The organism is Pseudogracilibacillus sp. SE30717A, from assembly GCF_037071985.1.
In the GTDB taxonomy this organism is placed as follows: domain Bacteria; phylum Bacillota; class Bacilli; order Bacillales; family Amphibacillaceae; genus Pseudogracilibacillus.
In genome coordinates this window covers 189,057-196,755 of record NZ_JAXHDF010000009.1, presented here as the reverse complement: position 1 = coordinate 196,755, position 7,699 = coordinate 189,057, and the positions used below count along the sequence as shown (strand labels likewise).

At 34.3% G+C, this 7,699-nt stretch carries 15 protein-coding genes and 4 tRNA genes; 14 read left to right on the top strand and 5 right to left on the bottom strand.

Annotated features, from left to right (window positions below):
* Window positions 1-450 precede the first annotated feature (450 nt).
* The 4 genes from SPD48_RS15500 (at window position 451) to SPD48_RS15485 (ending at window position 1,051) form a co-directional block, all read left to right on the top strand.
* Window positions 451-527 (top strand) — tRNA-Ile (locus tag SPD48_RS15500).
* Between the two features lie 19 nt (window positions 528-546).
* Window positions 547-619, top strand: a tRNA-Ala gene (locus tag SPD48_RS15495).
* Window positions 620-897: 278 nt separating this feature from the next.
* A tRNA-Asn gene (locus SPD48_RS15490) sits at window positions 898-972 on the top strand.
* Window positions 973-978: 6 nt separating this feature from the next.
* A tRNA-Thr gene (locus SPD48_RS15485) sits at window positions 979-1,051 on the top strand.
* Between the two features lie 115 nt (window positions 1,052-1,166).
* Here the strand turns inward: SPD48_RS15485 and SPD48_RS15480 are convergent.
* The 4 genes from SPD48_RS15480 to SPD48_RS15465 all read right to left on the bottom strand — a co-directional run bounded on the left by SPD48_RS15480 (window position 1,167) and on the right by SPD48_RS15465 (window position 2,910).
* Window positions 1,167-1,889: a site-specific integrase gene (locus SPD48_RS15480; RefSeq protein ID WP_336259033.1), complete on the bottom strand. Its 723-nt coding sequence runs from the start codon at window positions 1,887-1,889 to the stop codon at window positions 1,167-1,169.
* A 290-nt stretch (window positions 1,890-2,179) separates the two neighbouring features.
* Entirely contained in the window at window positions 2,180-2,341 is a 162-nt protein-coding gene (gene yidD, locus SPD48_RS15475) for a membrane protein insertion efficiency factor YidD (protein ID WP_336259032.1), read from the bottom strand.
* Entirely contained in the window at window positions 2,331-2,549 is a 219-nt protein-coding gene (locus SPD48_RS15470) for a hypothetical protein (protein ID WP_336259031.1), read from the bottom strand. Before SPD48_RS15470 ends, yidD begins: the two co-directional genes overlap by 11 nt.
* Window positions 2,524-2,910 (bottom strand): PH domain-containing protein, encoded by a 387-nt coding sequence (locus SPD48_RS15465; protein ID WP_336259030.1) that lies wholly within the window; start codon window positions 2,908-2,910, stop codon window positions 2,524-2,526. The genes SPD48_RS15470 and SPD48_RS15465 overlap by 26 nt, the downstream gene beginning before the upstream one ends.
* Before the next feature lie 391 nt (window positions 2,911-3,301).
* On the opposite strand from SPD48_RS15465, the gene SPD48_RS15460 reads away from it, so the two are divergent.
* On the top strand, window positions 3,302-3,706 hold the full coding sequence (locus tag SPD48_RS15460; protein ID WP_336259029.1) for a DUF1064 domain-containing protein: 405 nt from the start codon (window positions 3,302-3,304) through the stop codon (window positions 3,704-3,706).
* 13 nt (window positions 3,707-3,719) lie between these two features.
* On the opposite strand, the gene SPD48_RS15455 is transcribed toward SPD48_RS15460, so the two are convergent.
* Window positions 3,720-3,887, bottom strand: a complete 168-nt coding sequence (locus SPD48_RS15455) for an aspartyl-phosphate phosphatase Spo0E family protein (protein ID WP_336259028.1) — start codon at window positions 3,885-3,887, stop codon at window positions 3,720-3,722.
* 75 nt (window positions 3,888-3,962) lie between these two features.
* On the opposite strand from SPD48_RS15455, the gene SPD48_RS15450 reads away from it, so the two are divergent.
* The 9 genes from SPD48_RS15450 (at window position 3,963) to SPD48_RS15410 (ending at window position 7,659) form a co-directional block, all read left to right on the top strand.
* Window positions 3,963-4,262 carry a MazG-like family protein gene (locus SPD48_RS15450; RefSeq protein ID WP_336259027.1) on the top strand — a complete coding sequence of 100 codons (300 nt, stop codon included), beginning with the start codon at window positions 3,963-3,965 and terminating at the stop codon, window positions 4,260-4,262.
* Between the two features lie 508 nt (window positions 4,263-4,770).
* Window positions 4,771-4,944: a DUF6011 domain-containing protein gene (locus tag SPD48_RS15445; RefSeq protein ID WP_336259026.1), complete on the top strand. Its 174-nt coding sequence runs from the start codon at window positions 4,771-4,773 to the stop codon at window positions 4,942-4,944.
* 67 nt (window positions 4,945-5,011) lie between these two features.
* A complete protein-coding gene (locus SPD48_RS15440) occupies window positions 5,012-5,359 on the top strand; it encodes a hypothetical protein (protein ID WP_336259025.1) in 348 nt (115 codons plus the stop codon).
* Between the two features lie 84 nt (window positions 5,360-5,443).
* Window positions 5,444-5,641, top strand: a complete 198-nt coding sequence (locus SPD48_RS15435) for an XtrA/YqaO family protein (protein WP_336259024.1) — start codon at window positions 5,444-5,446, stop codon at window positions 5,639-5,641.
* Complete coding sequence (locus SPD48_RS15430) at window positions 5,638-6,435, top strand: hypothetical protein (protein WP_336259023.1); 798 nt, start codon at window positions 5,638-5,640, stop codon at window positions 6,433-6,435. Before SPD48_RS15435 ends, SPD48_RS15430 begins: the two co-directional genes overlap by 4 nt.
* 59 nt (window positions 6,436-6,494) lie before the next feature.
* The gene (locus tag SPD48_RS15425) at window positions 6,495-6,971 is read left to right on the top strand and encodes a hypothetical protein (RefSeq protein WP_336259022.1); all 477 of its coding nucleotides are present in this window, start codon (window positions 6,495-6,497) and stop codon (window positions 6,969-6,971) included.
* A 91-nt stretch (window positions 6,972-7,062) separates the two neighbouring features.
* A complete protein-coding gene (locus SPD48_RS15420) occupies window positions 7,063-7,209 on the top strand; it encodes a hypothetical protein (protein WP_336259021.1) in 147 nt (48 codons plus the stop codon).
* Window positions 7,202-7,366 carry a hypothetical protein gene (locus SPD48_RS15415; RefSeq protein WP_336259020.1) on the top strand — a complete coding sequence of 55 codons (165 nt, stop codon included), beginning with the start codon at window positions 7,202-7,204 and terminating at the stop codon, window positions 7,364-7,366. Before SPD48_RS15420 ends, SPD48_RS15415 begins: the two co-directional genes overlap by 8 nt.
* A gap of 14 nt (window positions 7,367-7,380) precedes the next feature.
* Entirely contained in the window at window positions 7,381-7,659 is a 279-nt protein-coding gene (locus SPD48_RS15410; protein WP_336259019.1) for a hypothetical protein, read from the top strand.
* The last annotated feature ends 40 nt before the right edge of the window (window positions 7,660-7,699 follow it).

Genomic DNA, 7,699 nt, shown 5'->3' with positions numbered 1-7,699 from the left:
AATACGATCTTTAAAATTATGTTAAATTTAATTAGTTTAAAAACCTAAATGTCTTTTTAAAAGGCATTTTTTATTTGAATACACAATGAAAAACGAATTGTATTTATTCATTTTTCAAACACTGTAAATTAGACTAAGAAAAATGTATGGTGGGAGAGAAGTATCTGGAAAACCTTTTCCACTCGATGAACATATTTTTCGCTAATATATCCCTTTATCCTCTAACACACACCAGTTGCTACTTACCTCCTGGGTTTTGCACGAGAAAAGAGGCAATAGCTTGACTTTGTTTATCTGCTGGCTGTTTTTGGTAGGTTTTATTTAAATTAAAAAAAGAATGTTTTTTGTTGACACATAGAGAAAGCAATGATATTATAGTGAATGTTGTCACAAAGTGATTATTATTATTTTAACTGAAATTTTGATAGAATTATGAGTACTATTTTAGATGGGCCTGTAGCTCAGCTGGTTAGAGCGCACGCCTGATAAGCGTGAGGTCGGTGGTTCGAGTCCACTCAGGCCCACCATCTAACATTTACATATTTCGGGGCCTTAGCTCAGCTGGGAGAGCGCCTGCCTTGCACGCAGGAGGTCAGCGGTTCGATCCCGCTAGGCTCCATCAATAAATGTCTATGAGTTTTAAGCTCGTGGATGTTTATTTTTTTATATTAATTTTGTAAGTTGGCTTTTGTTGCGAATTTAAATAGAATACGTTATATTGATTATAGATCTTTAAATGATAGGTTAGCTATTTGCTGCACTAGATTAGTGGCGACTAGGCAGGCGTAAAATAAGGTTCATTTTACGAACGTGGGAAGGCCCAAAAAAGGGTTCAACAGCACGGGTAGCCATTAATTGATTTTCAAAAACTTCATTTAACTTTTATATGAATCATATTCCACAGTAGCTCAGTGGTAGAGCAATCGGCTGTTAACCGATCGGTCGTAGGTTCGAACCCTACCTGTGGAGCCATTTTATGCTTCCATAGCTCAGCAGGTAGAGCACTTCCATGGTAAGGAAGGGGTCGCAGGTTCAAATCCTGTTGGAAGCTTAGCGTTAAACCATTGATGTATAGCGATTATCGGCACTTTGTCGGCAATCGCTATATTTTTATTTTATTTAAAATGCCGACATTTTGACGGCAAACCTCTATTTTTTGATGTTTTTTACTGTATTTCATTGTTGCGAAAAAGTACATCATCTAATTTTGAAGAAGCAATTTCACCTGCCTGTCTTAATGCGTGACCGTAAACATTCATAGTCGTTTTTATATCAGCGTGCCCTAAACGTTCGCTAATAATTTTCGGATGTACACCTTCATTTATTAGTAAAGTGGCAGATGTATGTCTTAAAGCATGGATATTAATATACTTTAAATTATGACGTTTTATAAATCGTTTCCACCAATTTTTCATTGATGAAGGATTAAACGGTTTTCCGTCCTCATTACATAAAATAAAATTATATTTCCCGTTTCCCCAAAGTTCTTCTTCTTTTTTTGCAAATCTTTCTTTTTTTCGTTGCAGCTTGAGTTTTTTTATCGGTTCTATTAAAGCGTCGGATAATATGATATCTCTTTGCTTAGCGCTTCGACTTCCTTTTTTAATCTCATGTACTTTGTATCCTTCTTCTTTTGAGTAGGTTAACGCTTGTCTAAAGTGTATTATTTTGTTGTCGAGATCAATATGTTTAAATTCTAATCCAAACAATTCAGAACGTCGCATTCCGGTTGTAACAGCTAATTTGACTATAATCTGCCAATGCGGTACCTCTGTTTCGGATTCCAAGCATTGTAAAAGCTTATAAGCTTCTTCTGTATTGTAAACTTTTGATTCCTTGTAATCGACAGACGGCTTCTTTATGTTTCCATAAAGTTCAGCATATCTCATCATCCACTTGGGATGCCGGACGCTCGTGGGTAGTTTATTGGATGTCCGTCCTCACTACCTATGCGTTGCACCTTTCAAGCTACAATGAAGGACTTCGCTTGACTTGGCTCATGGTCGCCTTATCCAAGGACTTAGGGTTTCCATGAATTCATCCGGTTTGCATCTATAAATTACTTTATAGTGGGGCAATATGTTAATTAATCTTACACACTTTTTTACTGTATAAATTTTTAAATTAAGGATAATCAATACAACTATCTGTGTTATATGGGTTGCACCGTTTTAACCTGTTAATAGTCTTGCATCCCTTTGACTGGACCATACTTATTAATAGAAATTATTGCATATTGAGAACAAGTTGGATGAAAACGACACCTGATTCTTTTCGGTTTAATTGGAGAAAGAAATTTTTGATAAAATTTAACTAATAATATTAACAACTTACTCAACATCATGAACAACTACTTCTTTTTTAACGGCTTTTGAACCGTAATTAGGACATTTATTTAAATCCCTAACTTCTTTTTCCTGTTTGCTTGTTATAAAGATTGCCGGTAAACACCCACCACAACACATCATATCTTTCCCTGTATTACTCATAGAGTTTCCAAAATTTTCTATTTTTTCCCCAAAGTTATGTATTGCTTCCTCTTTTTCCATAAAACCAAACTTTACCACACGCAGAACAAGTACACTTTGTTTCTTTGATTTGTTTTACATCATCATTAATTGGAACTTCTGTTTCTTTGAAGAGACTGTTAAATTCCATATAATCTAATTTCGGATCAGTCACAAATTTGAATAACTTTTCAACATCGCTTTTTCCGCTGATATTAGTTAATGTAATCTTGTTTTTATTGTAACGAAACGTTAACTCACGTCCACCTAATATCTTCTTCAATTCAATATCAGAGATTTTTTCATAATTAAACGATGCAACATGTTTCTTATTGCAAAAGAGTAACCTTTTACTAGTAGCAGCCATAATACGGTTACTTAATGCATACGATTTACTTGCCATGCCATTATACATACCTAAAACTTTATAAATAATGCTTTTCCATGTTTACAACCACCACCTATACTCCTTACCTCTGCCAACCAACCTAGCGAGGTTATACTTCCAGAGCACAAAAATATAGCGAGTTCAGAAGTGAATGGACTGTACGAAGGTTATAAAGTAGAAATAGAGTTTAAAGAAAACGATGTGCTAGAATGCTAGATTTAGCAGAAAAACAGCAAATCAGAGAAGAAACACACCGTAAGACCTTTTTAATCAATGAACTGTACAAACTTGGCTTAAACAAGACAAGGGACGGGCGTTCATTTGAGGAATGTACGGTGTTTATGTTAGAGCACGTCTACATTAACGAGAAATGCAGAGTAGCAAGGGAATTTGACAGGGAGGAACTATGCAGAAACGAATGACAGCTAGACAATATCGGAAAATGGGGAGAAGGAGAACCAAATATAACAATAGACACGTCCAAATAGATGGATTAACGTTCCACTCAGTTGATGAGGGGCGTTACTATTCAGAATTGAAATTACGCGAAAGAGCGGGCGGAATTCTATTTTTTAGAGTGCAACCTAGGTATAGATTGCTAGACGGATTTGAGAAAGATGGTAAAACACATCGAGCCATCGATTACATAGGAGATTTCGAAATACATCATTGTGATGGCTCGATCGAAGTGGTTGACGTCAAAGGGGTTCAGACGCAGGTATTTAAAATTAAGGAAAAGCTTTTTCATAAGAAATATCCGCATAAGTTAACGCTTGTGAAGTGGGAAAGAGGGAGGTTTGTGGAATTATGATCACCTTGCTGAGTTAAGATTTTGATTTTTTCAGGCGATCATATTCATTCAATACAACATCTAATTTTTGATTCATTTCAATCACTTGTGAGTGGGTCGGCCCTTTTGCTTCGACAAGATCATTTATTTTTTCTCTTAATCGTTCGATTTCGTTAGATAGGTTTTCAAGTTGATTATACAAAGTTATTTACCTCCGGATTTTTCTTTAGTTTTCACTATGAAGGATGAAAATATTCAAAGGAAGTGAGGATGCAGAATGAATGAATTAGTTACGAAGGTAGAAGAATGGTCAAAAAGTAAAGGTTTGGATAAGGCAGATTCTAGTAAACAGTTTTTAAAAGTTACAGAGGAAGTCGGAGAAGTTGCGGCAGCACTCGCTAGAAGTGATGAAAACGCACTTCGCGACGGAATCGGTGATGTTGTAGTTGCGCTGATTATTTTAGCTCAACAAAACGACATGGATTTACAGGACTGCTTGGAAGAAGCATACGAAAAGATCGCTAATCGTAATGGAAAGATGGTTAACGGAGTATTTGTAAAAGAGGAAGACTTATGATTTACGGACTACCTTTAATAGCAAGGATTGTTTGTTTATGGATTTATGAGAGTGATTCTCGGTGATGAGCAGTAGCCAAAAATTGTAAAGGAAATATGAGGTTTTTAAAATATTATTTCACCAATTGTAATTCCAATAAAAATGGCTGCAGATACAAAGGCTAACATAGTAAGTACGATCTTATTTAAAAGGCGAATATCACTGAATCTATTAAACAAGTTGACAATTAATAAAACTATAAGAATATTTAATCCTATTACACAGAAATTAGCGAAATTAAACGTCTTGTCAATGTATATACGGGAGAAAAAGTCAATAGCTATAGCTGCGCTAAATAAAATGAGCTGATAAATAAAAAATGTTAAGTATTTCATAAACACCTATTTCCTTTCGGCCGTAAGCAATTCAAGTCAATTTTTAAAGTACAAACTGTTAGAGAAATAATAACAAATAATTAATTTGTAGTCTATTAAGTACACAATACGTTTAAAAAGCAAGGAGTGATCTAATGGATAACGAAATTTGGTCTGATACAGGGAATTGTAAACGTTGCGGGCGAGAAATTGCAGATGAGATAAGCTTAGAACGTGGATTTGGCCCAGTTTGTTATAAGAAGCATCAAAGAGAGTTAGCTGCAGCAGAATTTGAAAGAAATCAAATGACGATTGATGAAATGGTGTGAAAAAGTAATTTTCCTATGTTTGAACTGAATTGTACTTGGAAAAGTTATGATTAAAGGAGGTTTTTTCATGGGAACAGTTACTGTAACAGGTGCGATAGTAGTCATTATCGGTTGGCTTTCTTTAGTTGAATACGATAATTTTCCTGAGACGAAAAAAAGGCAAATAGTACAAAAGATTAAAAGAAGTCCTGCTTATATAGGTTTAATTGCATTAATGCCTGTTGGCATCATTGTAAATGTGATTGGCTCTTTTGTTGGGTCTGTATGGATGGTTATATTGGGGGCTTCGTTGATATTTTTACAAGGTATCATTGTTTCGCTTTTATTTTGGAAAAGAAAAAGGTGGAAAAGTATCTTTTTGCTAACCGTTATTATTGCACTAGGAATTTTCATTTACATTCCATTGTTCATTTAATGATAAACATAAAAAAAGCTAGGGTTCCTCCCAGCTAATCTAGTCTGATAATTAGATAATATCATATATGGGAGGGGTCTTGCTATGGGGTGGCAGGATATAGATTTAAGTAGTACAAATAGACTAGAATTTGATATGATGGAAATACCATCCAGTTGTGTAGTTGTGATCTGTGATGGGAAAGCGAAAATTAGAGAACTCCCACCGTTTGGGGAATACAGAATCGTTACACATGAAGGGAAAGTTAAACGGATGAGGAGGGAAGAGGGGGAAGAGTTTTGAATATATTTGATCAAGGCTATTTTTTAATATCTTTATTTGGTATGACTGGAACAGTTGGTGCTGCTATAGCTGCATTATTATCTGCTGACATTGCTAAAAAATCTCTTCAAAGACAGGAAGAGCATTTTAATAAATCGTTAGAACCATTAATAGTACCCAAAGCTATGACATATGCTAGAAAAGTGAATTTTGATAATGTAAATTTCATTTATAATAATTGGAATGAGACTAAATCAGGAAATTTTAACTTAAGATATGAAGATGTTGAGATTCCTCTTTTAAATTTATCAAATGGAATTGCGAAAGATATTAAAATAAAAAGCGAAGTAATCAAATATGATGAACTAATAAAAGTAATTCAAAATACCAAATTGAAAAGTTTCGACATATTAGACATAAAATTTATCGATGAATATAATAAAAAGGGATTTTTAATTAACGCGCAAAATAAAATAAGTGGTTTATACGAGGATCATCCAATAGAACTTTTTTCTGAACAAGAAATTTTATATCTTACAAATAAAGGAGATAATTTAAGTGTGAAAATACCAAAGTCATTTGTTGTTTTTCAAAATCTATATATTTATTTATCCTATATAGAAAAAACACCAAACTTAATGGCTCCTATGTTGGTATTTACTATAGACTATAAAGACATAGCTGGTAATTCATATACTGCAAAATATACTATGAAGGTTAATAAAATAACAATAAAAAAAGAGAAAAACAGTCGACAAATGCATGAAGAGAGACAAATAATAAGTTTTACTATAGAAGAATATAAAATTAATTAGTTCTACCAGCCATCTGGAGGACACTGAACACAGAAGGAAGAGGAGGAGGGGGAAGAGTTTTGAGTTATCTTGAAAAAAGTTTTCATATAAGTATCTTTGACATGATAATAATTGCGGTAATCGGCGGGCTATTAGTTAACCTTTTAAGTTACTTAATAAAAGGAATTGTCAAAGGTGTTGTCAAAAAGTCAATATTACTTTTCCAAAAGTATATTAATGAACCATTAAGAAAACGAAATGAGAGAAAGCTGTATAATAAAAGGTTGTCTGAAGGTAAAATTACTATTACTGAATTATCAATGTTGAGAGACAAAGTGGACAACGGAACAGCAACTGATTATGAGGCGAGGGCGGTTCATCTTAAGGAGAAAGAATTAAATAAATTTATTGGTTCTCCAGAGGCTAGAAAACAAATGAAGGAATTGGGTAAAAAAATGAAGGAACTATCTAACCATTCGCATATGGATATGTTTCCAAACATTATAGAACAACAAAATAAGATGATACAAGCATTTGAGCGAATAAAGAAAGATTAACATGAATTGAAATGTCCAACCATCTCAATGGAGGACACTGAATGACGCAATAGCGTTGTTTGGTGTCCTTTTCTATTTTAGGAGGGATCGCATGAGCAAAAGGGAGTTTAAATATAGAATCAAGTTTGGATTTAGCGAATGGAGAAAGAGAAAAGGAATCAAGCAGCCACAGAAGCCGATTAAACGCAGTAAATATGCACAATTATTATGGGATGAGGGGGCAGGATGGAATGAATAAAAAGGAGATCGAGGGCCTTATTTACGAATACCATTGGAGGAAAAGAGAAGTATCTAGATTAATAAATATTCTTTACGGAACTAGCGATAGTTATCGCTCTGTCGGAATCGCTCAATATGGTGTAGAAGCTACTTACCTAAACCTAACACTAATTTAAAGAGTCATGCAGAAATGGATGCTATGGATGCTAGGGAAAAGAGATTACTTAATAGATTGAAAGAATATGAAGAAAAGGTCAGGACAGTTGAACAGATGGCAGATTATCTAACGAATGATAAGCACTTAATCATATTAGATTGCATGATGGAAGGTATGTCTTATCGGTCAATATCTGATCATTTAGGGATTAATAGAAATAAAATAAGAGATATGAAAAATGATGTGCTGTGCCAAATATGCCAAAAGTGCCACGAATTGCAGGACTTGAAACGAGAAAAATCATATGCGTAAAATAGGAGGGAGGTCGGCGCGGTTCAGTACCGTGCTACCT

What these genes read in the sequence shown, in the direction of transcription:
- SPD48_RS15465 (WP_336259030.1), bottom strand. Translation starts at nt 2,910, where the DNA reads ATGGCAAGTAAATCGTATGCATTAAGTAACCGTATTATGGCTGCTACT.
- SPD48_RS15420 (WP_336259021.1), top strand. Translation starts at nt 7,063, where the DNA reads ATGAGCAAAAGGGAGTTTAAATATAGAATCAAGTTTGGATTTAGCGAA.
- SPD48_RS15440 (WP_336259025.1), top strand. Translation starts at nt 5,012, where the DNA reads ATGGGAACAGTTACTGTAACAGGTGCGATAGTAGTCATTATCGGTTGG.
- SPD48_RS15435 (WP_336259024.1), top strand. Translation starts at nt 5,444, where the DNA reads ATGGGGTGGCAGGATATAGATTTAAGTAGTACAAATAGACTAGAATTT.
- SPD48_RS15445 (WP_336259026.1), top strand. Translation starts at nt 4,771, where the DNA reads ATGGATAACGAAATTTGGTCTGATACAGGGAATTGTAAACGTTGCGGG.
- SPD48_RS15415 (WP_336259020.1), top strand. Translation starts at nt 7,202, where the DNA reads ATGAATAAAAAGGAGATCGAGGGCCTTATTTACGAATACCATTGGAGG.
- SPD48_RS15460 (WP_336259029.1), top strand. Translation starts at nt 3,302, where the DNA reads ATGCAGAAACGAATGACAGCTAGACAATATCGGAAAATGGGGAGAAGG.
- SPD48_RS15470 (WP_336259031.1), bottom strand. Translation starts at nt 2,549, where the DNA reads ATGGAAAAAGAGGAAGCAATACATAACTTTGGGGAAAAAATAGAAAAT.
- yidD (WP_336259032.1), bottom strand. Translation starts at nt 2,341, where the DNA reads ATGTTGAGTAAGTTGTTAATATTATTAGTTAAATTTTATCAAAAATTT.
- SPD48_RS15450 (WP_336259027.1), top strand. Translation starts at nt 3,963, where the DNA reads ATGAATGAATTAGTTACGAAGGTAGAAGAATGGTCAAAAAGTAAAGGT.
- SPD48_RS15410 (WP_336259019.1), top strand. Translation starts at nt 7,381, where the DNA reads ATGGATGCTATGGATGCTAGGGAAAAGAGATTACTTAATAGATTGAAA.
- SPD48_RS15480 (WP_336259033.1), bottom strand. Translation starts at nt 1,889, where the DNA reads ATGAGATATGCTGAACTTTATGGAAACATAAAGAAGCCGTCTGTCGAT.